This window comes from Exiguobacterium sp. s50 (assembly GCF_018618175.1).
GTDB lineage: Bacteria > Bacillota > Bacilli > Exiguobacteriales > Exiguobacteriaceae > Exiguobacterium > Exiguobacterium chiriqhucha.
This window is the reverse complement of sequence record NZ_JACSLP010000005.1, coordinates 138,475-162,015: the sequence shown is the minus strand read 5'-3', so window position 1 is coordinate 162,015 and position 23,541 is coordinate 138,475. Positions and strand designations below refer to the sequence as shown.

Below are 23,541 nucleotides of genomic sequence, written 5' to 3'. Positions count from 1 at the left end.
ACTCCTTATGGCAAGAACGCGGCCCCGATGACGCCAGCGTCGCCATGCAATTGCTGCAGGACGAGGGGGGTCGCTCCTCTCAAATGAGGGTATACTCGCATCGCGACCGCGTCTTGTAACTGATTCCAGTATAACGGAGCCGAAGCCGTCACGCCTCCTCCAAGAATGATGACGTCAGGATCGACCGTGTGGATGATATTGGCGAGACCGGTCGCTAAATCCTCGACGAACGTGCTGCATTCGATTTCGTCTGTCAAAAGCGTCATCGAATCAGTCATTCCTTTAGTGCGGGCACGTTCGTGAAGTGCCGTTCCACTCGCATGCGTTTCAAGCGCTCCGACGTTCAGCGTCGGATGTGCTGGTCCGTCCGTACGAATGATCATATTGCCGACTTCTCCGGCGCTACCATGAGCCCCGCTAATCAAATTTTGCTTATAGACGAAACCGCCGCCAATACCTGTGCTGACCGTGACGTAAAAGACGGAGTCGACATGACGACCAGCCCCAAATTTCGCTTCGGCGAGCGCTGCCGCATTGGCATCATTCTCTAACGTGACAGGTAGGCCGAGCAGAGTGCATAGCGGCTCCACGATTGTCTGATGGTGCCAGTTCGGGAGGTTCGGCGGGGTCAAGAACGCACCTCGTTTTAAGTCGAGCGGACCCGGTGCCGCGATGCCGACGTGCGTGATGTCATATTCGAGTTGGAATCGTTCGACGGCAAGCTTGATTTGGTTCAACAAGGTGTCGAGCGCAAGGTGCGGCTGTGTCTTCAATTTATATTGTTTCTCGAGACGCCCTTCTGTCGACACGACGGCGATTCGTGTGTTTGTGCCGCCCAAATCGATGCCGATGCGGGCTTTTTGTTTCGTTGGAGAGGATACACCGGTGACGAGGCACGTGGCCGTTCCGTCTAACTGAAATGACTGACCCGCTGGCAAAAGCAACGTCGCACCGATCTCGAAGGCCGAACCGTCAATCTCAAGTGTCCCTTCGACGACCGAGAGCAAACGGAACGTGTCCGTCGAGACGGATTCTTCGCGTTCGATCGTCCATTTTTCGACGAAGAAATACGGATTGCGCGTCAATTGCGTTCGGAAATGATCCAGTGACAGGGCAGGTTCCACATAGTCGAGATGGGGTGCGAAGGAGGCAAGAGTACCTTGATTGACGTGGAGATCACGTGTGCGGCCCGTCGTCGGTTCAGTGCGTCCGTAATCATAGAGACGGTACGTCGTATCCGAACTTTGTTGAATCTCGAGAACAGATACGTCTTTCGTCAAAGCGTGGACAGTCCCGGCCGGCACGTATAAAAAATCGCCGCGGCTGACAGGTTTTCGAATTAAACCGGACATGACATCACCAGCCTCGAGCGCCTGTTGTAACGTCTCTTTCGACTCGAACGTATGCCCGTAGATGATTTCTCCCCCTTCTGGCGCGTCGAGGATGTACCAGCATTCATTCTTTCCATACGGTTGACCCTCGAGCGACTGCGCGAGCTCGTCATCAGGATGCACTTGAATCGATAAATCATCGTTCGGGTCAATCCACTTGATCAATAACGGAAATACAGGTGAGTTAATGCCGAACAGTTCTGGATGCGTGGCATAAAGGTCGTCTAGCGTTGTCCCAATATGCGATCCGGCAGACACGACGGAACTGCCTTGCGGCAACGCCGAGGCGGTCCATGCTTCGCCGATCGAGACTTCATCAAAACAAAAACCAAAACGCTTTAAGCGGTCGCCTCCCCAAAGACGATATTGATAATGCGGCTGTAACGGGATGATTTTCATCGTCAATTCCCTCACTCTCATTTATTATCGTATACACTTTTAAATTTAAAAACTAAACAAACTTTAAATCAAGTATAGACATGAAATAAATCATGTGTATAATAAAACTTGTAAACGATTTCAAAAAAGGAGTGGTCGAACATGAAGAAGGTATTACTTGCTTGTAGTTCAGGAATGTCGACGAGCCTGCTCGTCACGAAAATGCAACAGCACGCGGCGTCAATCGGGGACGAAGCGAAAATTTGGGCAGTCGGTCAGGACCAGGTCGGTAAGGAGATGGAAGAAGCGGACGTCATCCTCATCGGACCGCAAATGCGCTTTTTGCTCGACAAATTGAAAGCGCAAACATCGAAACCGGTCGAAGTCATCGACATGATGGCCTACGGAACGGCGAATGGGAAAGCAGCGTATGAGCAAGCAATCAAATTGATGGGGTGAGGTCATGGAAGGAACGGAAGAGTTAACGTTAGAACAGATGGCGTTCATGATGATTTTGCATAGCGGGAACGCTCGGAGCACGATTCAAGAAGCAATCCAAACGTATAAGAACGGTTCCTACGAAGCGTTTGAAGCGCAGCTGGCGACAGCACGTGAACAGTTAAAAGAAGCGCATCAGACGCACTTCGGTCAAATTCAAAAAGAGGCGAACGGGGAGAAGACGGACATGTCACTGTTGCTCCTTCACGCCGAAGACCATCTCATGTCGACTCAGACGATGCTCGATTTGACGGCAAGCCTGATCGAGATGATGGAGCAAAAGATTGTAAATCCTAATCAAGAAGGGTGAATCCTATGTCACAGGACAACAAAATGTTCTTATTGATCAGCAAGTTGCTCATGCCGATGGCGACTTACTTGAATAACAGTCGGTATTTGCAAGTATTACGGGATGCGTTCATGCTCGCGTTCCCGATTACCATGTTCGGTTCAATCGTCGTCGTTATTGCCAACTTGCCGTTCTTAGACAAGTTCATGTCGGAAGGGACGCTGAATGCGTTCAAATCGTCACTCGGTAACGCCCCATCGGCCACGATGGGAATCATGTCAATCTTCGTCGTTTTCGGTATTGGCTATTATCTTTCGAAAAGTTACAACGTCGAAGCCGTCTTCGGTGGGGCGATTTCGCTCGTATCGTTCCTCTTGTTGACACCGTTCCTCATTGAAGTCGAAGGAATGACAGAAGCGGTCGGTAACGTCCTCCCGCTTGATCGTCTTGGCGCCAAAGGAATGTTCCTCGCCATGATTACAGGTTTCCTCTCAGGTGAGATTTATCGATTCGTCGTTCAAAAGAACTGGACGATCAAAATGCCGGACGGCGTACCGCCGGCGGTTGCGAAGTCGTTCTCGGCGCTCGTTCCGGCCTTGTTGACGCTCACGGTCTTCTTGCTCCTCAACATTGGTGTGACGAGCTTGTTCAATACGAACTTACATGACGTCATCTTCAACGTCGTGCAACAGCCGCTCGTTAAATTGGGTAACGGTCTCGTCCCAACGTTGATCGCCATCTTCTTCGTCCAATTGTTCTGGTTCTTCGGGTTGCACGGACAAGTCATCGTCAACTCGGTCATGGATCCGATTTGGAATACGTTGTCGCTTGAAAATTTGAACGCGTACACGGCGACCGGAGAAGTACCGAACATCATCAGTAAACAGTTTGTCGAAATCTATACGGTCGGCCTTGGTGGATCGGGCTCGACGCTTGCCGTCATCGTAGCGATTTTGTTGTTCTTGAAATCGAAGCAGTTGAAACAAATCGGGAAACTGTCACTCGGACCAGGGATCTTTAACGTCAACGAACCGGTCATTTTCGGTCTGCCGATCGTCATGAACCCGCTCATCATGATTCCGTGGATTGTCGCCCCACTCATCACGGTCACAGTCACTTACTTTGCAATGTCGACAGGGCTCGTCCCGCCGCCGACAGGGGTCGCGGTACCTTGGACCGTCCCGATGTTCATCAGTGGGATGATGGCGACGAACTCACTTGCCGGCGGATTGCTACAACTCGTCAACTTCTTGATCATCTTGGCGGTCTGGTTCCCATTCCTTAAATTTATTGACCGTTTGAACTTGAAGAAAGAACAGGAAGAAGCCGCTAACCATAAAGACGAAGCGGTATGAATGAGAAATAGAGAATAAGGGAGAGAAAGTTTATGACGAACCCGACAGAAACGAAAACATCAGCAGCAGTGACGTATCAATTCCCGACCGATTTTTGGTGGGGGACGGCCTCTTCGGCGACGCAAATGGAAGGTGCGGCGTTTGAGGGAGGCAAAGGCTTAAATATTTGGGATTATTGGTATATGCAACAGCCGAACCGATTCTTCAATGGCGTCAGCGCGACGGAGGCGTCTAACTTCTATCATTTGTACGAGCAAGACATCGCACTCATGAAGGAGCTCGGACATAACACGTTCCGTTTCTCAATCTCGTGGTCACGTCTATTCCCAGAAGGCGTCGGTGAGGTGAATGAAGAGGCGATCACGTTCTATAACAATGTGATTAATTGCCTCATCGATCATGACATCGAGCCGTTCATCAACTTGTATCACTTCGACATGCCGATGGCGCTTCAAGACCGAGGCGGCTGGGAGTCACGTGACGTCGTCGACGCTTACGTACAGTTCGCGAAGACTTGTTTCGAACTTTTCGGAGACCGTGTGACGACATGGTTCACCCATAACGAACCGATCGTACCGGTCGAAGGCGGCTATTTGTACGATTTCCACTATCCGAACGTCGTCGATTTCAAGCGTGCCGTTCAAGTCGCTTACCATTCGATCATATCGAGCGCGCTCGCCATTCAGGCGTACCGGGAGCGGGAACAGGCCGGTCAAATCGGAATTATCCTGAATTTGACGCCGTCGTATCCGCGCAGCCAACATCCGGCCGATCTGAAGGCGTCACGCTTGGCCGACGCCATCTTCAACCGCTCGTTCTTGGACCCGTCCGTGCTCGGGACGTTCCCTGAAGAACTCGTCGACGTGTTACAGGAACAAGGCGCGATGCCGGAGATGCAACCTGGAGACTTGGAACTCATTCGGGCGAATACGATCGACCTCCTTGGCATCAATTACTATCAACCGCGTCGGGTCAAGGCAAAGGCGTCGCTACCGAATCCTGATGCGCCGTTCCTACCCGAGAATTTGTTCGACTTCTATGAGATGCCGGGTCGCAAGATGAACCCGTATCGTGGTTGGGAAATTTATGAGCAGGGCGTCTATGACATCTTGATCAACTTGAAAGACAACTACGGTAACATCCCGTGTTTCATTTCTGAGAACGGGATGGGCGTCGAAGGAGAAGAACGTTACCGTGACACCGACGGCAGCGTGCAAGACGACTACCGGATCGATTTCATTCGCGAGCATTTGAAATGGACGCATCGGGCGCTCGAAGAAGGTGCGAACGTGAAAGGGTACCATTTATGGACGTTCATGGACAACTGGTCATGGAGCAACGCCTATAAGAACCGCTATGGGTTCGTCGGTGTCGACTTGGCGACCCAAGAGCGGACCGTTAAAAAGTCTGGTCACTGGTTCAAACAAGTGATTACCAATCATGGATTTACAGAATAATAGGAAAAGCTGACAAGGACCTACTCTTTGTCAGCTTTTTTTGATATATTATTTGTATATGTCTATACATGAGGTGGAATATGTCTATAAAGAAAAAACCAAAATATGAATCGATTGCGGATGAGATTCGGCATCGGATCAATGAACAGGCTTATGAACTCGAAACACCGCTCCCAGATGAGATTCAATTAGCAGAAGAATTTGGTGTCAGCCGTATGACGATGAAGCGTGCTCTCGAGATTCTCGTGATGGAAGGCTTGATTTATCGGAAGCGTGGCAAAGGGACGTTCATCTTGCCGGCCAGTTTCCAAAAAGAACGCATCAACATCATCAGTAAAGAGACGAGAGGATTGACGCAAGTCATCGGCGACCGCAGTTTGCGCAGTGAAGTGCTCGATTTTGAAGTGAAGTTCCCGACCCAGGAAGTCGCTGACCATTTGATGATTGAGCTGACGGAACCAGTCTATGAGATTCGTCGTGTCCGCTATGTGGACGAAGAGCCGTATGTCATCGAATTGACGTACATGGTCGCCAATCTAATTACAGGACTGTCGCGTAAAATTTTAGAGAAATCGGTCTATAGTTACATCCAACAGGAGCTCGGCTATACAATCACGAGTTCACACAAGATGATTCGAGCCGACAAGCCTGACGAGTACGACCAACGTTACTTGAAGAATGACATTACCGACCCAATCATTGAAGTCGAACAAGTCGTTTACTTGAGTAACGGGAAGCCGTTCGAATATTCATTCGCCCGGCACCGCTATGACAAGTTCGTTTTCTCTTCGGTCAATATCGTTCGATGACGTCGCCTGAAAAGGCGACTTTTTGCGAAGGAGGTTCGAATGGACGTTCACATTGAACAAGCCGGGTATGAACGCGGTGAGTCGGTCATTGAGGACATCGAATTTGAGGTCCGACCGGGCGAAATCGTTGGGATGATTGGGTCGAACGGGGCCGGGAAGAGCACGACGCTCGCCTGTCTCACCGGAACAATCCCGTGGATGCGTGGAACGGTGAAAATCGACCGCTACGCCTATATCCCCGAGCAACCGGTTTACTATGATTATTTGACGCTCGAGGAACATATCGCTCTCGTATTGGAATTGACGAGTGTTCACACTCGCGAGCGGACAGACGAATTGCTGCGTCTGTTTCGGCTCGAGACGGTCCGGCACGACTATATCGCCTCGTTCTCAAAAGGGATGAAGCAAAAAGCGATGATTCTGTTGGCGCTCATCCAAGAGGCGAAGTTTCTCCTTGTCGATGAGCCGTTCGTCGGACTCGACGCGACGACGACGATTCAGTTGCTTCGTTTACTTGAAGCGGAACGCCGTCAAGGCACCGGGGTGCTTCTCGTCACCCACGTCCTCGACACGGCAGAGCGGTTATGCGACCGCTTCGTCTGGATCGATGACGGACGCATGCTCGCAAGTGGGACGAAAGATGAATTGCGTCTCAGCCTGCAAACCGAAGGCGAGTCGCTGTTCGATATGATGGAAGATGTGGTTATGCGATGAATGAACATCAGCTGTTTGCTAGACGTGTCCGCACCCATGTGACCAAGCAGTGGAGGACGTGGCGGCTCATCTTGGATTGGACAGTCGTTCTGTACGGCGTCATTCCGTTCGCCATCTTTCTCGGGTATCAATACCGATTGCTTTGGCAAGGCGAAATCGAGGGGGTGAGTCAGGTGCCGACGCTCGTTTGGGCGCTTGGAATTGGAATCGTACTCCTTAGAAATCCGTTTTTCGTCTGGGTCGAACGGGCGGACGTGACGCTGGTGGCCAAACGTTCTTTGGTTCGCAGGTTGAAGCACGATTCGTTGCTTTATCACGCCATCAAACTAGGTTCAACGCTCCTCTTTGTCCTATTGATGTTCATCCCCGTGCTTTGGCTTGACGGTTGGCCCGTTGTCTCCATATCCGCATTTGGGATCAGCCTCCTGTTTTTGACCGGGCTTCATACGTGGATCCGTTATCAATTGACGGTCCGGCGCAGCCATTGGATGTTACGAGTTACGGTCACGTGTGTGACGTTCGTTTGTATGTATGCGCTCCTCATCGACTCACCTTTATGGTCGGCCGTACTCGGCAGCGGCCTCGTTGCATTTGCGATGTATGTCGGAGAAGGGTGGCTGTCACGCCACCCATATCTTAGCCAAGAACTCAAACGTAGTGAGGCGTTGCGTACCGCCTTTGACCGGGCATTATTATCGACGTCGGGCGCCATCGAGAAGCCGAGCCGGCGCAAACGTCCGCTCTATCGACCGAGACCGAATCGGTTTGGGACCGCCCGGCGCACGTCGGCCATTTTACTCTATATACGGACGCCGCGTCATCGGAACTTATGGCTGCGTCTCATCCCGCTTGCCGTCACGGGGATGCTCCTCGTACCGAGCTGGTTCAAGTTGCTCATCCCGCTCTACGTCGGCTATGTGATGTGGCAAGAACGACAGGCGTTCAAACAAGAGATGGAGCGTCATCCGTTTTTCCGCGCCATCCAAGAAAGGACAGATTTATGACTGAACAAGACTATGAACGATTGCTTCAAATCGAGACGGCGAAACCGCAACAAGGGTTCCCGGCCTCGGCTGAATACCATCGCTATGAACCGACCCCATATGAGGCGCTCGACTTGTTGCGTGACGCCTATCCGCTCGCGGCCACGGACACGGTCGTCGACTTCGGATCGGGGAAAGGGCGCCTCCCGTTTTATCTCGCCTATACGTTCCGTGTCCGGGCCATCGGTGTCGAGATGGATGGCGGCTTCCACGAGGCGGCGCTCGAGAATTGGATGAACTACGCCAAGAAACACCGGACGCGTGGCAGTGTCCAGCTCGTCCGCGGCTACGCCGAACAGTTTGAGGTGCCGGCTGAGGCGAACCGCTTTTATTTCTTCAACCCGTTCTCGGTGAACGTGTTCCGGCAGGTCGTCGCGAATATCATCGACTCGGTCGAGCGCACGCCGCGTCCGGTCGACCTCATCCTCTATTATCCAGCCGATGAGTACTTACATTTTCTGAACGATGAGACGCCGTTTCGCTACGTGCAAGACGTCCGATTGCCCTTGAAGAATCTTCATGAGCGCTTTCTCATTTATCGTTTTGATATGATGGAGTCATCTTGGTGAATGGGGAGTGGATCATCGTGAAAAAAGAAGAGATTTTAGACGCGTATCGTTGGCGTCAAGCGACGAAGGAGTTCGACGCGGACCGTAAAATCGATGAGGAAGATTTCGAATTCATCTTGGAGACAGGCCGCCTGTCACCAAGTTCGTTCGGTTTTGAGCCTTGGCAGTTCGTCGTCGTTCGTCGCGAAGACTTGCTCCAAAAGATTAAAGACCATGCTTGGGGGGCGCAAGGGCAGGCGTTGACGGCAAGCCATTTCGTGTTGATCTTGGCGCGGACGCCTGAAGCGATGCGCTACGACTCGGACTATATCCGTCATATCGTCACGGACGTCCAAGGACGGACGGAAGACGAGTACGCCCTTCGGGTAAAACGTGTCCGTGAGTTCCAAGAACAAGATTATCGACTGTTGGACGACGAGCGTGTGTTCCAAGAGTGGATTAAACGCCAAACGTATATCCCGCTCGGCAACATGATGACGGCCGCTGCCCAAATCGGCGTCGACTCATGCCCGATCGAAGGGTTCAATCAAGCGGAGATTGACGAATTATTGATTTCAGAAGGCGTCATGGAACGAGGCGCCTGGTCGCTCTCGGTCATGGTCGCGTTCGGACATCGGGCCCGTGACTTCGCGCCGAAGACACGCCGTGACTTCAATGAGGTCGTCAAATACATCGGATGAAAAAAAGCTCAAGCGCCTCGGCGCTTGAGCTTTTGCTTATTTCCAGTCGGTGATGCGGTCGATTGGGAAGCGGACCGATTGGTAACCGTCTTCCGCGGCTTTTCCGATTGAGAGGAGCATGACAGGAAGGTAGCGCTCTTTCTCGAGGCCGAACGCTTCCGCGATGTTCGCTTTGTCATAACCACCGATCGGGTTTGTGTCGTAGCCGTGGGCACGGGCGACGAGCATGAGTTGCATCGCGACGAGACCCGAGTCGAGCAAGATGCTGTCTTTGACAGACTCTTTCGGGGCGTCTTTGAAGATGCCTTTGATCATGTCGACTTGACGGTCGCGGACTTCTGGTGGCATGAGGCCACGCTCGACGGCCGTATCAAAGATCTGTTGTGTGTAATCGGCCATCTGGTAGTCGGCAAAGATGGCGATAACGGCTGATGACGTCTCGACTTGGCGTTTGTTGAAGCTTGCGAGCGGAAGGAGTGTGTCTTTCCCTTCTGCGCTATCGATGACGACGAAGCGCCACGGTTGCAGGTTGAGTGATGACGGTGCCGTCGTCGCTTCCTCCAGGATTTGTGTCATCTCTTCTTTTGAGATTTTGACGTTCTCATCATAGACGCGAATCGAGCGGCGTCCTTTGAGGATTTCCATAAAGTCTTTCTGTGTTGTCGTGTTCATATAAGGGTCTTCCTTTCATGTTGAATGTTGGTTTGTAACGTATTTAAAAGTTCGAGTAACTGTCGTTGCTCCTCTACCTTCATGTTTACAAAAAGACGGTCCGATAAACACTTCTTTTGCTCGGTCCAATGTGCAATCCGCTCCCGACCGACATCGGTCAAATCGACAAAGATGACCCGATTGTCTTGGAGGCAGCGTTCGCGCGTGATCAAGCCCTGTGTCTCGAGCTGTTTCAAATGACGCGTGATGGCGGCATGATCGACGCCGACCCGTTGTTGCAGTTCACGCTGACGCAAAGGGCCGACGTGATGCAAGTTGCTCAAAATATCGAAGCGGGTCGAGCTGAGCCCGTCCATTTCCGTATCGAACAGTTGGGCCAGTTCTTTTTGTACGGTGATGACGTGGTAGAGAATCTCATCGCTGAGCGAACAGGCGTCGCGCATCGGGTATCCTCCTTCAAAAAACTAATTGATGAATCAATCATTGATAGCTCACACAATGTATACTAATCGGTTTTGAAATAGATCGCAAATAAAAAGTTTCAAAAAACTGTTGTCAAACTGTTATATAATAGTCTATATTAAAGTCAACTGATATATAACAATTGAATGGAAGGATGTGACGGCTTGGAACATTACAAACAAGTAGGTACTTATCACGTACATGAAACGTTGCTCGACTTCATCTCGGCTCGTATATTGCCTGACGAAGAGGCGCACCGACAATTTTGGCCTGGGGTCGGGCGCCTACTCGATGAGTTCATTCCTCGGAATGAGTCACTGCTTCACGAACGTGAGTCGTATGAGCGACTATTACAGGAATGGTACAGCGAGCACAAGCAAGCCTTCGACCTGGAAGACTATGAGCGTTTCCTTCGGTCCATCGATTACATCGAAGCGACCGTCCCTGATTTCAGCATCGACGTTTCAGGTGTCGATTCAGAGGTTAGTAGGCAAGCCGGACCACAGCTCGTCGTTCCGCTCGACAACGCGCGCTATGCGTTGAACGCGGCGAACGCCCGCTGGGGAAGTCTGTATGACGCCTTGTACGGAACGGACGTCATCGACGAAGAGGACGGGAAAACGAAGTCGAGTGGTTATAATCCAGTCCGAGGTGAAGCGGTCATCGCCTACGCCAAACAGTTTCTCGACGATACATTTCCGCTCCGGGAGGGCTCGCACGAAGAAGCGAACGGCTATCTCGTGTCAGAGGGCAGGCCATACGCCATCATCGAAGGGAACCGCATCGCGTTTCAAGACGATTGTCTCGTCGGCTATGTCGGGGAAACGAGTGATCCGAATAAGCTCTTGCTCGTCCATAACGGGATTCACGCCGAGTTGCAGTTTGACCGGGACCACCCAATCGGACGGGTCGATCGAGCAGGGCTCATTGACATCGAACTCGAGTCCGCCTTGTCTGCCATCGTCGACTGTGAAGACTCGGTTGCCGCTGTTCGGGCGGAAGACAAGGTCCACCTTTACGCGAACTGGCTAGGCCTGATGGACGGGACGCTCGAAGCAACATTCACGAAAGGAGGTCGGCCGCTCACTCGGAAGTTGAACCCTGACCGGAAGTATGTCGGGAAAGACGGGCGTGAAGTCACGCTTCCGGGCCGATCGCTCCTCTTTATTCGAAACGTCGGGCACTTGATGACGACAGACTTGATGCTCGACGCGGAAGGGCGTGAAGTACCGGAAGGGATCTTGGACGGGATTTTCACTGCGCTCATCGCGAGCCGCCATCTTGATGCCAGACGAAATTCCCGCGAACGCTCCATCTATATCGTCAAACCGAAGATGCATGGATCTAAGGAAGTCGCGTTCACGAACGACTTGTTCGATGCGATTGAAGATGTACTCGAGTTACCGCGTCACACGCTCAAAGTCGGCGTGATGGACGAGGAGCGACGCACGTCGCTTAATTTGAAGAACTGTATCGAGCAAGTGAAGGAACGCATCGTCTTCATCAATACCGGATTCCTCGACCGGACGGGCGATGAGATTCACTCCTCGCTCACGCTCGGACCGATGCGCAAGAAAGGCGAGATGAAAACATCGGAGTGGCTCGATGCTTATGAACGTCTGAATGTCCAGATCGGGCTTGACGCAGGATTCCATCAACGCGGGCAAATCGGGAAAGGGATGTGGGCGATGCCCGATCGGATGCGCGACATGATGCGTGAAAAAAGCAATCATGTCCGGTCCGGGGCGACGACGGCTTGGGTGCCGTCCCCGACGGCGGCCACGCTTCATGCGCTGCATTACCATCAAGTCGATGCGTTTGACGTTCAGCGTGAGTTGGCGAATCGTTCGTTTAATCCAGCAACTGAGCGAGGGCGTCTGCTCGAGGTACCACTCGCCACGCGTCTCTATACAGATGAGGAAGTGAACGAGGAACTCGAGAACAACCTGCAAGGGTTGCTCGGTTACGTCGTCCGTTGGGTCGAGCAAGGTGTCGGCTGCTCGAAAGTGCCCGATATTCATCATGTCGGGTTGATGGAAGACCGAGCAACGCTTCGTATTTCGAGTCAACATGTCGCCAACTGGCTATACCATGGAATCTGTAGCCGTGAACAAGTCGAAGTGACGCTTTACCGGATGGCCGAGGTCGTCGACGCGCAAAACGCGGAAGATCCGCACTATCGTCCGATGACGCCAGATGTAGACTGCTCCATCGCCTATCAAGCGGCGAAAGAGTTAGTGTTCGAAGGCGATGCATCACCAAATGGATATACGGAACCGATCCTGCACCGGCGCCGCCGACAGTTTTTACAACAAGTGACATTAGAACCGAATTTAAAAGGAGGAGCATCATCATGACAACGAAAAAAATCGAAAGCGAACAGTTGATTGAACGTTGGGTCGTCCGTCGGATCGTCTCGGGGGAATCGACAGCGGCGCTCGCTAACACGGCGTTCGTCTATGGGAACGATTTGATGCGCCTCGTGCTCGACCGGGCCGACGGGTCGCTCCAAATCATGAGAGAGCCGGTCGAAGAGGTCGTCATATTCCGTAAACCAGAAGATCGTGACGAAGAAAACGTCTGTCGTTGCTGCGGGATGGAGCACTCGTCATTCAAAGCGGCGCTCGAATGCTGTGCATACTTGGATTAAGCTTGCATTATCTGTTATATAACAAACGATAAATATATAAATTAATATAATACAGGAGGAATGGATATGAATGAACAACAAATGCAACTAGAGGATATGTTACAGTCGGAACGGTTTAACGGGGTCGAACGTCCATATGGGGTCAAAGACGTGATGAGGCTTCGGGGGTCTGTCCTAATCGAGCATACGCTCGCGACAAAAGGAGCGGAACGGTTATGGGAGTTACTCCACGAACGAGACTACGTCCACGCGCTCGGCGCGTTGACGGGGAACCAGGCCATCCAGCAAGTGAAGGCGGGTCTCGAAGCCATCTATTTGAGCGGATGGCAAGTCGCCGCCGATGCGAACTTGTCGGGACACATGTACCCGGACCAAAGCCTATACCCGGCTAACTCGGTGCCGAGCGTCGTCAAACGGATTAACCAGGCGCTTCAACGGGCCGATCAAATTCAAACGGCGGAAGGGAAAGGCGATACGCATTGGTTCGCCCCGATCGTCGCTGACATGGAAGCCGGTTTCGGCGGTGTGCTCAACGTGTTCGAGTTGACGAAGGCGATGATTGAGGCGGGTGCAGCCGGCGTCCACTTGGAGGATCAACTCTCTTCAGAGAAGAAGTGCGGTCACCTCGGCGGCAAAGTGTTGCTCCCGACACAGACGGCCGTGAAAAACTTGATTGCCGCACGTCTCGCGGCAGACGTCATGGGGGTGTCGACGATTATCGTCGCCCGGACCGACGCCCACGCCGCGAACTTGATTACGAGCGACATCGACCCAATCGACCATCCGTTCATCGTCGGTGACCGGACACCGGAAGGGTTTTACCGCACCGAGGCAGGCATCGAGCAGGCAATCGCGCGTGGTCTTGCCTACGCACCGTACGCCGACCTCGTCTGGTGCGAGACGTCCGAGCCCGATTTGGATGAGGCACGCCAATTCGCAAATGCGATTCACGCGAAATATCCGGGCAAACTGCTTGCTTACAACTGCTCACCTTCGTTCAACTGGAAGAAGAAGCTGTCAGACGAGGAAATCGCAACGTTCCAACAAGAAATTGGTGCGATGGGGTACAAGTTCCAATTCGTCACGCTCGCTGGTTTCCACTCGCTCAACTTCGGAATGTTCGAACTCGCACGCGGATACAAAGCCCGCGGGATGGCTGCCTATTCCGAGTTGCAGCAAGCTGAATTCTCGGCGGAGCAGCATGGCTATACGGCGACACGTCACCAGCGCGAAGTCGGGACCGGGTACTTTGATGAAGTGTCACTCGTCATTTCTGGAGGCCAGTCGTCGACGACGGCATTGGCCGGATCGACCGAGGCAGAGCAATTTGAAACGCCTTCCCATTAATCGACGCCCCTCACAAAATGAGGGGCTGTTTTGTGTCCAAATTTGGAACGCGGCAATCCCGTTCACCTAAATGTGACGTATTTCACATTTTTGTCGTCAAACTCTTGCTACGCTAAACATGTCAAAACGAATATGGAGGTTATGACAGATGACACAGACATTCACGGGCGATACGCACGTATCTGAAATCGTCAAACAATGCCCGCAAGCAGCAGACATCTTCAAACGGAACCGAATCGATTTTTGTTGTGGTGGCAACCGACCACTCGCTGAAGCGACTGACAAATCGAAACGGTCGACAGAAGATATTTTAGAAGAAGTCAATGCGCTCTATCAACGCAAGCAAGAGATGAACGAGAAGAGCATCGATTGGGATGCCGCTTCTTCTTCGGAATTGATTGAGCACATCATTTATAAGCATCACCAGTTTTTGACGGACGAATTGCCTCAGCTCACACCATATGTGACAAAAGTGTTCCGGGTTCACGGACAAAATCATCCGCACCTCGGACGCATTCATCAACTGTTCAATCAATTGAAAGTGGAACTTGAACAACATATCGTCAAAGAAGAGACAGAAGACTTCCCGACGTTGCTTCGTCACGAGACGGCACCGACAGCTGAAACGAGACGGGAGCTTGATGACATCTTGGCCTCGCTCGAGTCAGAACACGCGGCAGCCGGTGACATTTTAAAAGAGTTGCGTCAAATCACGAACGACTATACGCCGCCTGAAGGAGCGTGTGGGACGTATCGTCTTGTCTATCAACGGTTAGAAGCGCTCGAATCGGATACATTTGAACACATTCATCTCGAAAACAACATTTTATTCCCGCGGGCGCGCACGTTCGCTTAAGCAGTGGCACACCTCTACTTACGTGGGGGTGTCTTTTTGTGACGTTTGATACAGATGGGAGGCAAATCAAGCGCTACGATAAAGGGGAGGCAAAGGAGTGATTAATCATGAAACGGGTGAGTGGAGTCATCGTAGGGGTGACGGTCGCCTTATTACTAAGTCAAGTCTGGTCGAGTTCAGATTCGGAGGACACCACCGTGACCATTTTGGCGGCGGCAAGCTTAGGACCGGCTTTAGAAGCGGTCGAGCGACAACTTGAAGCGGAATTCGATGGGATCGACGTTCGGGTCGTGACGAACGGGAGCGGCGCCTTGCGAGCACAAATCGATCACGGGTCTCCGGCAGATATCTTTTTAGCCGCGAGCGTTGAGATGTCGACCGATTACAAATCCCGATTCTAGAGCGGGATGCGTTTTTGCATAACGAGCTGTGGCTCGTGACACCGAAAGGGAATCCGTGCGCGGAGACGTGGGACGACTTAAACGCATGTGCTCGGATCGTCATCGGTGACCCGGTCAATGTCCCGGCCGGTCGCTACGCGAAAGCGGCGCTAGAAGTGGAAGGCGTGTGGGAAGAAGTGGAACCACGAATCATGTTCGCCCAGAATGTGAGACAAGTGTTGACGCTCATCGAACAAGGCGACGCCAATGCGGGATTTGTCTATAAGACGGAACTGACGACGGACGTCGAGTCGCTTCAGGCGGTCCCGTTTGAAGCGACGGGTACGATCGCGTATCAGGCGGTCCGATTGACGCACAACCCATACGTGCGCGATGTTTACGCGCGTTTGTTTGACGATGATATCCAAGCTCACTTTTTAGCGAAAGGATTTTCTAAATGACGCAATCTCCACTTCAACTCACATTCGAAGTCGGGATGATGGCGACGGTGAGTGCCTTCGTCCTCGCCTTCGGAGCGGCCTATTTCATGCATCACCGTCAATTCAAAGGAAAGCGGCTGCTGGAGACGGTGTTTTTACTGCCGCTCATCTTGCCGCCGACAGTCATCGGACTATACGCCTTGATTGTCCTTGGGAACAACGGAATCGGCGGATTGTTGCCGATTACTATCTTGTTCACCAAACAGGCGAACGTCATCGCGTCCGCCTTGGCCGCGTTCCCACTCATCTACCAAACGATTCGTCTCGGTCTCAAACAACTCGATGCGGAATGGTATGAGGCCGGACGCGGATGGTCGATGTCTCGGATAAACCGGAAACGACACGTACTACTCGGGCCCGTACATCAGTTGAACTGAGCGGTGAACTCAAACAACTCATCACGGATGGGGGTCTTGCAAAAGGGGATGTACTCGCTGTCGCTCAAGTGGCTGGCATCATGGCCGCCAAAGAGACGAGCCGCATCATTCCGATGTGTCATCCGCTCGCCTTGAAAAAAGTCGATTTGACGTTCGAATGGGACGGGACACAGCTCATCATCGAGTCGTTTGTGAAGACGAAAGGCGATACCGGTGTCGAGATGGAGGCGTTGACGGCAGCAATGGTCGCTGCCTTGACCGTGTACGATATGACGAAAGCAGTCGATAAAGGCATCGTCATCGGACCGACATACTTGCTCGAGAAACAAGGCGGGAAGTCAGGGGACTACATCCGATGACACCTGTCCCAGAACGTTACGCGCGGCAGGCCCGGTTCCACGGCATCGGGGTGGAGGGCCAAGAACGTCTGATGGAGAAACGCGTGCTCGTCGTCGGTCTCGGCGCGCTCGGGGCGGCCGTTAGCGATCAACTTGTTCGGGCCGGCGTCTCGCTCATCCTCGTCGACCGCGACTACGTCGAGGTGACGAACTTACAACGACAGACGCTCTATACGGAACAGGACGCACGTTCCGAGACGCCGAAAGCGGTCGCAGCGCTCGAACGCCTGCGGGCCATCAACTCAGACGTTGAGTTGGACGCTCAAATCGCCGATGTCTCGTGGGATTGGCTTCGGCCTTTGCCGTCCGTTGATCTCATCTTGGACGCAACCGATAACGTCGAGACGCGTCTTCTATTGAACGATTTCGCACTCGAGCGTGGCATTCCGTTCTTGTTTGCCTCTTGCGTCGGGGCATACGGCATGAACTACACAGTGATGCCGGGAGAAGCGCCGTGTCTTCGTTGTCTCATGCGTCATTTGCCGCTAGCCGGGCAAACGTGCGCGACAGCGGGGGTGGTAGCGCCAATCGTTCAACATGTGGCAAGTCGTCAAGCCGTTGAGGCATTGAAATATTTGACGGGGCGTCATGAAAAGATGGAACGTCGACTCTTGATTGAAGATATGTGGGAAAACCAGTCACAGCGACTAGATGTCGCACGTCTCGTCGATGTGTCTTGTCCTTCTTGTCAAATTCACGACTATCCGAGCCTCGTCCCGAATCGGCAACAGACAGCACTCCTCTGTGGGCGTGACGTCGTCCAAGTCCGTCGGTCCATCGAAGGGCTTGAACCAATCGCACATCAACTCGAGCGTGCGGACATCGCTGTGAAACAGACACCGTTCACATTAGAATGGCGATGGCGGAATCATCGGATGCTTTTATTTAAAGACGGTCGTGTGCTCGTCCATGGAATTGATGACGCGAACGTCGCAATCGCGATGGTCGATGAGTGTCTTGGCGCATAAAAAAGTGTCCCCCGAAAAGCGGAGGACACTTTTTTGGTTAGCGTGGGATTGTAAGCACTTGCCCGACGCTAATCAAGCTGACGTTCGTAATATTGTTGGCGGCTGCAATCTTAGCGACGGTCGTTTTGTACAAAGTGGCGATCTTATAGAGCGTGTCACCCGATTTAACCGTATACTTGACGGTCGTCGTAGGTGGAGGAGTTACAGTGGTACCCGGGATGACGAGCACTTGTCCGACATAGATGAGACTGTAGTTTGTAATTTTGTTGGCCGCAGCGAGCGCAGCGACTGTGACGTTGTAAGCTCGGGCGATGCTATAAAGGGTATCGCCTGATTTGACGGTATACGTTTTGCTAGTAGATGTGTTTTGGTAAGCGAGCAATTGCGAGACGGTGACGAACTTGTAGCCTTTCGCTTTCAACTGGGCAATCATCGTCGGCAAGGCGAGTGGTGTACCTGGAGCGCCGGCACCGGTGTGCATCAAGACGATTGAGCCTGGTTTGATGTTCGCCTGTACTTTCGTATTGATTTGGCTAGCAGTGACTCCTTTCCAGTCCACGGTATCGATGTTCCATTGAATCGTATAACCGTAGCCGGCAGCGCCGACTCCGCTCAACACGGCGCTATTGACGGCGCCGAACGGTGCCCGGAAGATTGGTTTTGTCGTTTTGCCAGTAAGCGATTTAATGAGCGCTTCCGTCCGATCAAGTTCTGATTTCATTTGCGTGGCGGTCAACTTTGTGAAGTCTGGATGGGTATACGAATGGTTACCGAGTTGGTGACCTTTAGCTGCGATGTTTTTAATGTATTGAGGATGGTTATTGGCGCCTGATCCAGTCAAAAAGAAAGTGGCTTTGACGTTGTTCTTGGCAAGTATGTCCAAAATCTTATTCGTATTCGCACCATCCGCCCCGTCATCGAACGTCAACGCGACAACTTTACTCGTCGTATTCACGCTCGTGATGAATTTCGAAGCGGCGGCGTCAGCCGATTTTGGATAAGCGACTAACGGTGCCAACATGATCAACAAGGCCATCAACACACGTACAAACTTGCTCTTCATTTTGGTTTCGCCTCCATTCTTGGGTGTATGTATCTTGATGTTAAGGCTTTCCATATATTGAGCTGTGTATATATTTTATATACCCCCTTTTAGTGGTAAACATCGTCTAACCCTAAAAATAGGGAAAGGAATTTTTGGATAATGACTCTCAATATTTGTGTTCGATTTATGAGTGACCAACGTGTCAAATATCACACAATCCTCACACATTTCCTAAAAAAGGGTGCTATCATGAACAATGTGTGAAGAATGTAAGCGATTGAATAGGGGGATTCAACATGAGTAAATCAATGAAACGGTTCGGGGTGGCATTTGGTCTCGTCGGTCTGTTCGTCCTTGGGGCGTGCGGAGCCGATGAAACGGTCAGTGGCACGGAGACGGTGCAGTCGATGGAACCGGTAGAAGCAGAATTAAACGTTCCAGCCACGGCGGACAAAGACGAGACGGTCACGTTGGCGGTTCGCGTCACACAAGACGGTGAAGCGGTCGATGATGCCGACGAGATTAAGTTCGAGGTCTGGAAAAATGGCGCCAAGGAAGAGAGTGAGATGACGAAAGCGTCGCTCACAGAAGATGGAGTCTACGAGGCGGAGACGACGTTTGTCGAAGAAGCAGTTTACACGGTGCAAGTCCATGTGACGGCCCGTTCGATGCATACGATGCCGACGACTAACGTTACGGTCGGCCATCCGGAGACGGCGGCCGAGGCTGAGGCTGAAGCTGAGCAAGACCATCACAACCACGCGGGAGCAGACATTGTCCTTGATCCGACTCAAGCTGTCGCCAATGAAGTCCAACCGTTCACAGTCAACGTCGAAATTGAGCATGAGGCGTTGACGGGTGCGGACGTCCAACTCGAAGTGTTCAAAGACGGAGCGGACAAGCACGACTGGGTGAAGCTTGATGAAACGGAAGGCGGAAGCTATGAAGGTGAGCATACATTCAAAGAGTCAGGCATATACAACGTTCAAGTCCACGTGACGAAAGGACACGACATCCATGAACATATCATGGAGACGGTCGAGGTCAAATAAAAAAATCGATCGGCCGCGGCCGATCGATTTTTCTTATGCGTTCTGATAGAGTGACTCGACTTGTTGTTGAAGCGATTCGTTCTCGAGGAACTCGTCATACGTCGCTTCTTTGTCGACGATCCCGTTCGGCGTCACTTCGATGATGCGCGTGGCAATCGTCGAGATGAGCTGATGGTCATGCGAGCTGAAGAGGAGTACGCCTTTGAACGTTTCGAGACCGTTGTTGAGCGCCGTAATCGACTCGAGGTCCAAGTGGTTTGTCGGATCGTCAAGAACGAGGACGTTCGAGTTGGAGAGCATCATTTTCGAGAGCATGCAACGCACTTTCTCGCCCCCTGAGAGGACAGACGCTTTCTTCATGACTTCTTCGCCTGAGAAGAGCATACGACCGAGGAAGCCGCGAAGGAACGTATCCGACTCGTCTGCTGGTGAGAACTGGCGTAACCAATCCAAGATGCTCTTATCCGAGCCTTCGAAGTATTCTGAGTTGTCTTTCGGGAAGTAAGACTGTGTCGTCGTGACGCCCCATTTGATTGTACCTGTGTCAGGCTCCATCTCACCCATGATGATTTTGAAGAGTGTCGTGATGGCGACGTCCGAACGGCCGACGAATGCGACTTTGTCTGTCTTGTTCAGTGAGAACGTGACGTTGTCGAGTACTTTGACGCCATCGATTGTTTTCGAGACGTTGTCGACGTAGAGTACGTCATTCCCGATTTCGCGCTCCATCGAGAAGCCGACGAACGGATAACGGCGTGACGACGGACGGATATCGTCGAGCGTGATTTTATCGAGCAACTTCTTACGCGACGTCGCTTGACGCGCCTTCGAGGCGTTCGAGCTGAAGCGGGCGATGAAGTTTTGAAGTTCTTTGATTTTCTCTTCTTTTTTCTTGTTCTGGTCGTTGGCCATACGTGAAGCGAGTTGGCTCGACTCGTACCAGAAGTCGTAGTTACCGACGTACAATTGAATCTTCCCGAAGTCGAGGTCGGCCATGTGCGTACACACTTTGTTCAAGAAGTGACGGTCATGGGATACGACGATGACGGTGTTCTCAAAGTTGATCAAGAACTCTTCGAGCCATTGAATCGCCTTGAGGTCAAGACCGTTCGTCGGCTCATCGAGGAGAAGAATGTCAGGTTTGCCAAACAATGCTTGAGCAAGGAGGACTTTGACTTTCTCGCCACCTGTGAGCTCGCTCATGAGCTTGTGGTGTGACGCGTCCGTGATGCCGAGTCCTTGAAGGACCATGGCTGCTTCTGATTCGGCTTCCCAACCGTTCATCTCGGCGAATTCGCCTTCGAGTTCAGCCGCGCGCATACCATCTTCGTCAGAGAAATCTTCCTTCATATAGATGGCGTCTTTCTCTTTCATGACTTGATATAAACGCTCGTGGCCCATGATGACCGTCTCGAGTACCGCTTGGTCTTCGTACGCGTAATGGTCCTGTTTGAGGACGGCGAGGCGTTCGCCAGGCGAGAAGCTGACGTCACCTGTTGTCGTGTCTTGCTCACCGGCAAGAATTTTTAAGAATGTTGACTTCCCGGCGCCGTTTGCGCCGATCAAGCCGTAACAGTTGCCTGGTGTGAACTTGATGTTCACGTCTTCGAACAACTTGCGGCCACCGAATTGGAGACTTACGTTATTTACTGTAATCATGTATAGGATCCCTCGTTTTTCTGATTTGTTTACGACGTGTATTGTATCACGTTTTTTGAAAACGCGCAGTTGTGGGGAAAATGAAACAAACGTTGACGAGATTCGTATAGCTTGGTAAGGGGGAATTCAAATGAAAACATCGCTATCCATTCGCGAGGCATGGTCGAACTATTATCGGAAAGACTTTCTGCGCCTGTGGATGCTATTCATCATCACGGGCATCGGATCGTACTTCTTGTTTCGATCGGTCATCGCACCTAATCAAATAGACGAGATTTTAGCCCAGCTCGGGGATACGTTTGAATCGAGGGGATTGACGTTCGATTCGAGCGCGCGCGAGACGATGATCGCCTTGTTCGTGAACAATACCCGTGTCACGCTGTTTGCATTTCTATTCGGGTTGATCCCACTCTTCATTCCATACGTGTTCGTCGTCATCAACGCCGCGGTCATCGGCCTGGTCGCCATGCTCGTCGGGTTCGCTGGCGAATCTGTGATTCGGGTCATCGTGCTCGGCATCTTGCCGCACGGGATCACCGAGATCTCGGCCATCTTACTCGGAGCGGCGATGGGGTTATCGCTTAACCGTCATGTGTGGAAGAAGCTGCGCGGGAAAGAGACGGACGTCACATTCAAGGCGCTGTTTCTCGCTGGGGTGAAGACGTTCGTGTTGATTGCGGTTCCGCTCCTTGCGATCTCCGCTGTCATCGAGGCGTACGTGACCCCATTGTTATTACAGTGAAAAAGCCATCAACGATGGCTTTTTCAATTGAAGTGAGGTGTTGTCTCAACGCAACGGAGCGGGACGATGCCTTCTGCCGTGAAACGACAGTTCAATTGCCACACTTCCAGTCCATCCACGGTCGCGTCGCGAAGCCGTTGGCGAATCAAGGTGTCGTGTCTTCGGTTCGGATGACCGGTGAAGACGGGCGCGTCGTACAAGAAGACGTATAACAGCACGGCCCGACCGGTTTCCGGCAAGGTCGAGATGAGCGCCTCCAAGTGGCGGAGGAATCGTTTCGTCTCGACGGGCGCCTTGACCGCGTCTCGTGAAACATGAGGCATCGGCGTCACGAACAGTTCGGCGAGCGGGGTCTTCACTTCCATGTACACGCCATCGACGTTGAAGTCGAGGCGTGACGAGTCGATGAGGACTTCACGCTCCACGTGTTGGGCAGACGGGAAGACGTCGAGTTGTGTCGAGGACAATAGATGGGCGACATGGTCGTTGACTTGTCCTTGATGAATCCCGATCCATTGATTGTCCGTGTCCACTGAGATCGCCTCGACCGTGAACCGAGTCCGGCGTGTGGAAATCGGTGCCTCTGAGACGAGACATGGCACACCGTCAAAGACGAGGTCGCCGATTCGCCCCGTGACCGGACAGTGACACGCGACGATTTCATCGTCGAGCAAGACATCCATGATGAAGCGGTTGCGCCGCTTGACGATCGTGCCTTCCATCAACGGTCGTTCGAAACGGATTATCGTCAGTCGACGCGGGTGACCGTCGTGTCGAGCTCGAACGTGACGTTGCCGGCCAAGGCGCGCGAAATCATACAGCCGTCCTTCGCTTTTTTGGCGATCCGTTCGACGAGCGTGATGTCACGGTCTGTCGCCGTCTGTGGCACGTTGATGTTTGTCGCGTAGCGAATCGTCTCGTAGGTGAAGACACCGTTCGTCACGTCGACGATGCCTTCGGCGTCGATGGTGATGCCTTGGTGTGGCAGTTCGCTTCGACCGAGCATGGCCGCGAGCGTGATGATATAGCACGTCGCCGCAGCACCGAGCAACATCTCATCGGGGTTCGTCCCGACGCCGGGCCCGTCCATTTCCGGGGGGATCGAGATTTGTGTCTTCAACCGTTCGGCCTCGATCGTTCCGACGTCGTTACGTCCGCCGGTCCAGTCGAGGTTCATTTGAAACGTATGCTTCATAAAAAATCGCCTCCAATGTCTCTATTCTAGAAGAGAACGATTGGAGGCGCATAGA

General features: G+C 52.4%; 27 protein-coding genes. 20 read left to right on the top strand and 7 right to left on the bottom strand.

Going from position 1 to position 23,541, the window contains the following annotated elements:
* Positions 1-5 precede the first annotated feature (5 nt).
* Positions 6-1,790 (bottom strand): type I phosphomannose isomerase catalytic subunit, encoded by a 1,785-nt coding sequence (locus KNP68_RS09090; protein ID WP_058765346.1) that lies wholly within the window; start codon positions 1,788-1,790, stop codon positions 6-8.
* A 141-nt stretch (positions 1,791-1,931) separates the two neighbouring features.
* On the opposite strand from KNP68_RS09090, the gene KNP68_RS09085 reads away from it, so the two are divergent.
* The 9 genes from KNP68_RS09085 (at position 1,932) to KNP68_RS09045 (ending at position 9,183) form a co-directional block, all read left to right on the top strand.
* On the top strand, positions 1,932-2,228 hold the full coding sequence (locus KNP68_RS09085; RefSeq protein WP_021067999.1) for a PTS sugar transporter subunit IIB: 297 nt from the start codon (positions 1,932-1,934) through the stop codon (positions 2,226-2,228).
* Positions 2,229-2,232: 4 nt separating this feature from the next.
* Entirely contained in the window at positions 2,233-2,577 is a 345-nt protein-coding gene (locus KNP68_RS09080; protein WP_021068000.1) for a PTS sugar transporter subunit IIA, read from the top strand.
* A 23-nt stretch (positions 2,578-2,600) separates the two neighbouring features.
* On the top strand, positions 2,601-3,911 hold the full coding sequence (gene celB / locus KNP68_RS09075) for a PTS cellobiose transporter subunit IIC (RefSeq protein ID WP_029596337.1): 1,311 nt from the start codon (positions 2,601-2,603) through the stop codon (positions 3,909-3,911).
* Between the two features lie 32 nt (positions 3,912-3,943).
* On the top strand, positions 3,944-5,368 hold the full coding sequence (locus tag KNP68_RS09070) for a glycoside hydrolase family 1 protein (RefSeq protein ID WP_214799413.1): 1,425 nt from the start codon (positions 3,944-3,946) through the stop codon (positions 5,366-5,368).
* Positions 5,369-5,448: 80 nt separating this feature from the next.
* Positions 5,449-6,177, top strand: coding sequence for a GntR family transcriptional regulator (locus KNP68_RS09065; RefSeq protein WP_029596335.1), 729 nt, complete (start codon positions 5,449-5,451; stop codon positions 6,175-6,177).
* Positions 6,178-6,216: 39 nt separating this feature from the next.
* On the top strand, positions 6,217-6,891 hold the full coding sequence (locus KNP68_RS09060; protein ID WP_214799411.1) for an ABC transporter ATP-binding protein: 675 nt from the start codon (positions 6,217-6,219) through the stop codon (positions 6,889-6,891).
* Entirely contained in the window at positions 6,888-7,895 is a 1,008-nt protein-coding gene (locus tag KNP68_RS09055; RefSeq protein WP_214799410.1) for an ABC transporter permease, read from the top strand. Before KNP68_RS09060 ends, KNP68_RS09055 begins: the two co-directional genes overlap by 4 nt.
* The gene (locus KNP68_RS09050) at positions 7,892-8,503 is read left to right on the top strand and encodes a class I SAM-dependent methyltransferase (RefSeq protein WP_058765356.1); all 612 of its coding nucleotides are present in this window, start codon (positions 7,892-7,894) and stop codon (positions 8,501-8,503) included. Before KNP68_RS09055 ends, KNP68_RS09050 begins: the two co-directional genes overlap by 4 nt.
* 17 nt (positions 8,504-8,520) lie before the next feature.
* Entirely contained in the window at positions 8,521-9,183 is a 663-nt protein-coding gene (locus KNP68_RS09045) for an NAD(P)H-dependent oxidoreductase (RefSeq protein ID WP_058765538.1), read from the top strand.
* Positions 9,184-9,219: 36 nt separating this feature from the next.
* Here the strand turns inward: KNP68_RS09045 and KNP68_RS09040 are convergent, their stop codons facing one another.
* Positions 9,220-9,855, bottom strand: coding sequence for a nitroreductase family protein (locus KNP68_RS09040; RefSeq protein ID WP_214799408.1), 636 nt, complete (start codon positions 9,853-9,855; stop codon positions 9,220-9,222).
* Complete coding sequence (locus KNP68_RS09035; RefSeq protein WP_029596329.1) at positions 9,852-10,298, bottom strand: MarR family winged helix-turn-helix transcriptional regulator; 447 nt, start codon at positions 10,296-10,298, stop codon at positions 9,852-9,854. The genes KNP68_RS09040 and KNP68_RS09035 overlap by 4 nt, the downstream gene beginning before the upstream one ends.
* A gap of 183 nt (positions 10,299-10,481) precedes the next feature.
* On the opposite strand from KNP68_RS09035, the gene KNP68_RS09030 reads away from it, so the two are divergent.
* The 9 genes from KNP68_RS09030 (at position 10,482) to KNP68_RS08995 (ending at position 17,793) form a co-directional block, all read left to right on the top strand.
* The gene (locus KNP68_RS09030) at positions 10,482-12,674 is read left to right on the top strand and encodes a malate synthase G (protein ID WP_251130832.1); all 2,193 of its coding nucleotides are present in this window, start codon (positions 10,482-10,484) and stop codon (positions 12,672-12,674) included.
* On the top strand, positions 12,671-12,967 hold the full coding sequence (locus KNP68_RS09025) for a hypothetical protein (RefSeq protein WP_029596327.1): 297 nt from the start codon (positions 12,671-12,673) through the stop codon (positions 12,965-12,967). The genes KNP68_RS09030 and KNP68_RS09025 overlap by 4 nt, the downstream gene beginning before the upstream one ends.
* Positions 12,968-13,033: 66 nt before the next feature.
* On the top strand, positions 13,034-14,314 hold the full coding sequence (gene aceA / locus KNP68_RS09020) for an isocitrate lyase (RefSeq protein ID WP_370448610.1): 1,281 nt from the start codon (positions 13,034-13,036) through the stop codon (positions 14,312-14,314).
* A gap of 148 nt (positions 14,315-14,462) precedes the next feature.
* Positions 14,463-15,170 carry an iron-sulfur cluster repair di-iron protein gene (gene ric, locus KNP68_RS09015; protein WP_029596325.1) on the top strand — a complete coding sequence of 236 codons (708 nt, stop codon included), beginning with the start codon at positions 14,463-14,465 and terminating at the stop codon, positions 15,168-15,170.
* 107 nt (positions 15,171-15,277) lie between these two features.
* Positions 15,278-15,571: a molybdate ABC transporter substrate-binding protein gene (locus KNP68_RS15180; RefSeq protein ID WP_251128708.1), complete on the top strand. Its 294-nt coding sequence runs from the start codon at positions 15,278-15,280 to the stop codon at positions 15,569-15,571.
* Between the two features lie 14 nt (positions 15,572-15,585).
* Positions 15,586-16,011, top strand: a complete 426-nt coding sequence (gene modA / locus KNP68_RS15175) for a molybdate ABC transporter substrate-binding protein (protein WP_251131488.1) — start codon at positions 15,586-15,588, stop codon at positions 16,009-16,011.
* Positions 16,008-16,427 (top strand): molybdate ABC transporter permease subunit, encoded by a 420-nt coding sequence (locus KNP68_RS09005; protein WP_241764623.1) that lies wholly within the window; start codon positions 16,008-16,010, stop codon positions 16,425-16,427. The genes modA and KNP68_RS09005 overlap by 4 nt, the downstream gene beginning before the upstream one ends.
* Positions 16,361-16,786: a cyclic pyranopterin monophosphate synthase MoaC gene (gene moaC / locus KNP68_RS09000; RefSeq protein ID WP_029596323.1), complete on the top strand. Its 426-nt coding sequence runs from the start codon at positions 16,361-16,363 to the stop codon at positions 16,784-16,786. The genes KNP68_RS09005 and moaC overlap by 67 nt, the downstream gene beginning before the upstream one ends.
* Positions 16,783-17,793 carry a ThiF family adenylyltransferase gene (locus KNP68_RS08995; RefSeq protein ID WP_029596322.1) on the top strand — a complete coding sequence of 337 codons (1,011 nt, stop codon included), beginning with the start codon at positions 16,783-16,785 and terminating at the stop codon, positions 17,791-17,793. The genes moaC and KNP68_RS08995 overlap by 4 nt, the downstream gene beginning before the upstream one ends.
* Before the next feature lie 37 nt (positions 17,794-17,830).
* Here KNP68_RS08995 and KNP68_RS08990 read toward each other — a convergent pair whose 3' ends face one another.
* Entirely contained in the window at positions 17,831-18,856 is a 1,026-nt protein-coding gene (locus KNP68_RS08990; RefSeq protein WP_029596321.1) for a polysaccharide deacetylase family protein, read from the bottom strand.
* A 278-nt stretch (positions 18,857-19,134) separates the two neighbouring features.
* Between KNP68_RS08990 and KNP68_RS08985 the strand changes: the two genes are divergently transcribed.
* The gene (locus KNP68_RS08985) at positions 19,135-19,890 is read left to right on the top strand and encodes a FixH family protein (RefSeq protein ID WP_029596320.1); all 756 of its coding nucleotides are present in this window, start codon (positions 19,135-19,137) and stop codon (positions 19,888-19,890) included.
* A gap of 33 nt (positions 19,891-19,923) precedes the next feature.
* Here KNP68_RS08985 and KNP68_RS08980 read toward each other — a convergent pair whose 3' ends face one another.
* Positions 19,924-21,549, bottom strand: coding sequence for an ABC-F family ATP-binding cassette domain-containing protein (locus KNP68_RS08980; RefSeq protein WP_021068037.1), 1,626 nt, complete (start codon positions 21,547-21,549; stop codon positions 19,924-19,926).
* Between the two features lie 130 nt (positions 21,550-21,679).
* On the opposite strand from KNP68_RS08980, the gene KNP68_RS08975 reads away from it, so the two are divergent.
* Positions 21,680-22,291, top strand: coding sequence for a stage II sporulation protein M (locus KNP68_RS08975; protein WP_214756418.1), 612 nt, complete (start codon positions 21,680-21,682; stop codon positions 22,289-22,291).
* 23 nt (positions 22,292-22,314) lie between these two features.
* On the opposite strand, the gene KNP68_RS08970 is transcribed toward KNP68_RS08975, so the two are convergent.
* Complete coding sequence (locus KNP68_RS08970; RefSeq protein ID WP_214799406.1) at positions 22,315-23,013, bottom strand: DNA/RNA nuclease SfsA; 699 nt, start codon at positions 23,011-23,013, stop codon at positions 22,315-22,317.
* A 26-nt stretch (positions 23,014-23,039) separates the two neighbouring features.
* Complete coding sequence (locus KNP68_RS08965) at positions 23,040-23,486, bottom strand: SACOL1771 family peroxiredoxin (protein ID WP_214756416.1); 447 nt, start codon at positions 23,484-23,486, stop codon at positions 23,040-23,042.
* Positions 23,487-23,541 lie beyond the last annotated feature (55 nt).

Bases quoted from the DNA above. Each gene is read 5' to 3' on its own strand.
- KNP68_RS08965 (WP_214756416.1), bottom strand. From the start codon at position 23,486: ATGAAGCATACGTTTCAAATGAACCTCGACTGGACCGGCGGACGTAAC.
- KNP68_RS15180 (WP_251128708.1), top strand. From the start codon at position 15,278: ATGAAACGGGTGAGTGGAGTCATCGTAGGGGTGACGGTCGCCTTATTA.
- KNP68_RS08980 (WP_021068037.1), bottom strand. From the start codon at position 21,549: ATGATTACAGTAAATAACGTAAGTCTCCAATTCGGTGGCCGCAAGTTG.
- KNP68_RS09035 (WP_029596329.1), bottom strand. From the start codon at position 10,298: ATGCGCGACGCCTGTTCGCTCAGCGATGAGATTCTCTACCACGTCATC.
- KNP68_RS09085 (WP_021067999.1), top strand. From the start codon at position 1,932: ATGAAGAAGGTATTACTTGCTTGTAGTTCAGGAATGTCGACGAGCCTG.
- KNP68_RS09040 (WP_214799408.1), bottom strand. From the start codon at position 9,855: ATGAACACGACAACACAGAAAGACTTTATGGAAATCCTCAAAGGACGC.
- KNP68_RS09080 (WP_021068000.1), top strand. From the start codon at position 2,233: ATGGAAGGAACGGAAGAGTTAACGTTAGAACAGATGGCGTTCATGATG.
- KNP68_RS08975 (WP_214756418.1), top strand. From the start codon at position 21,680: ATGAAAACATCGCTATCCATTCGCGAGGCATGGTCGAACTATTATCGG.
- KNP68_RS09090 (WP_058765346.1), bottom strand. From the start codon at position 1,790: ATGAAAATCATCCCGTTACAGCCGCATTATCAATATCGTCTTTGGGGA.
- KNP68_RS09055 (WP_214799410.1), top strand. From the start codon at position 6,888: ATGAATGAACATCAGCTGTTTGCTAGACGTGTCCGCACCCATGTGACC.
- KNP68_RS09070 (WP_214799413.1), top strand. From the start codon at position 3,944: ATGACGAACCCGACAGAAACGAAAACATCAGCAGCAGTGACGTATCAA.
- KNP68_RS09050 (WP_058765356.1), top strand. From the start codon at position 7,892: ATGACTGAACAAGACTATGAACGATTGCTTCAAATCGAGACGGCGAAA.
- celB (WP_029596337.1), top strand. From the start codon at position 2,601: ATGTTCTTATTGATCAGCAAGTTGCTCATGCCGATGGCGACTTACTTG.
- ric (WP_029596325.1), top strand. From the start codon at position 14,463: ATGACACAGACATTCACGGGCGATACGCACGTATCTGAAATCGTCAAA.
- KNP68_RS08985 (WP_029596320.1), top strand. From the start codon at position 19,135: ATGAGTAAATCAATGAAACGGTTCGGGGTGGCATTTGGTCTCGTCGGT.
- KNP68_RS08970 (WP_214799406.1), bottom strand. From the start codon at position 23,013: ATGGAAGGCACGATCGTCAAGCGGCGCAACCGCTTCATCATGGATGTC.
- KNP68_RS09060 (WP_214799411.1), top strand. From the start codon at position 6,217: ATGGACGTTCACATTGAACAAGCCGGGTATGAACGCGGTGAGTCGGTC.
- KNP68_RS09025 (WP_029596327.1), top strand. From the start codon at position 12,671: ATGACAACGAAAAAAATCGAAAGCGAACAGTTGATTGAACGTTGGGTC.
- moaC (WP_029596323.1), top strand. From the start codon at position 16,361: ATGGTCGATGTCTCGGATAAACCGGAAACGACACGTACTACTCGGGCC.
- KNP68_RS09005 (WP_241764623.1), top strand. From the start codon at position 16,008: ATGACGCAATCTCCACTTCAACTCACATTCGAAGTCGGGATGATGGCG.
- KNP68_RS09065 (WP_029596335.1), top strand. From the start codon at position 5,449: ATGTCTATAAAGAAAAAACCAAAATATGAATCGATTGCGGATGAGATT.
- KNP68_RS08995 (WP_029596322.1), top strand. From the start codon at position 16,783: ATGACACCTGTCCCAGAACGTTACGCGCGGCAGGCCCGGTTCCACGGC.
- KNP68_RS08990 (WP_029596321.1), bottom strand. From the start codon at position 18,856: ATGAAGAGCAAGTTTGTACGTGTGTTGATGGCCTTGTTGATCATGTTG.
- aceA (WP_370448610.1), top strand. From the start codon at position 13,034: ATGAATGAACAACAAATGCAACTAGAGGATATGTTACAGTCGGAACGG.